Origin of the sequence: Devosia epidermidihirudinis (assembly GCF_000971295.1) — a bacterium.
GTDB lineage: Bacteria > Pseudomonadota > Alphaproteobacteria > Rhizobiales > Devosiaceae > Devosia > Devosia epidermidihirudinis.
Map to the genome: position 1 here is coordinate 1 of NZ_LANJ01000017.1, position 554 is coordinate 554.

Here is a 554-nt window from a genome sequence, read left to right on the forward strand (position 1 = left end):
GCGGATGCTGGAATCCACTGCTCGCTTGGCCACCGGGACGCGCGGTGTCATTGGTTGTGAGGCGCTGTGGAAAATCGGTACACGAAACGGGGTTGCGAGTCTCCGACCGGCAGCTGAGCCGCTTCCACGCCAGACTTCCACACCCGGGCCTGGATCCGCCGGGCTGGCTGTCGGGGACCCCGCCGATATTGTCGTCGTCGAGCCGTCATCAGCACGCCTGGCCGGGGTGGACCCGACGCGCTGGCCCCTAGTGGCAACAGCCAATGACGTAGCGGCCACTATCGTCGCTGGGGAGTGGAACCGGCTTGATGCCGCAGTTGCCGAGGACTTGCGCCACGTATTGGACGAACTGAGAGGCCGTGACTCGTGAGCATCGTCATCAATAACATCGGTCTGCTTGTCACCAACGATCCATCTGTCGGTACTGACGAGCTCGGACAGATCCGCAATGCAGCCGTCGTGATCTGCGGGGATCGGATCGCTTGGGTAGGTCCGTCAGCACAGGCTCCGGCGGCCGATCACCAGTCCGATATGGCCGGAGCCTGCGTCATACC

General features: G+C 63.5%; 1 protein-coding gene. It reads left to right on the top strand.

What is annotated here, in order from left to right; genetic code table 11:
* Positions 1 to 366: 366 nt before the first annotated feature.
* A partial coding sequence (locus tag WH87_RS19910) for a hypothetical protein (RefSeq protein WP_211199126.1) occupies positions 367 to 554 on the top strand: 188 nt, incomplete at its 3' end.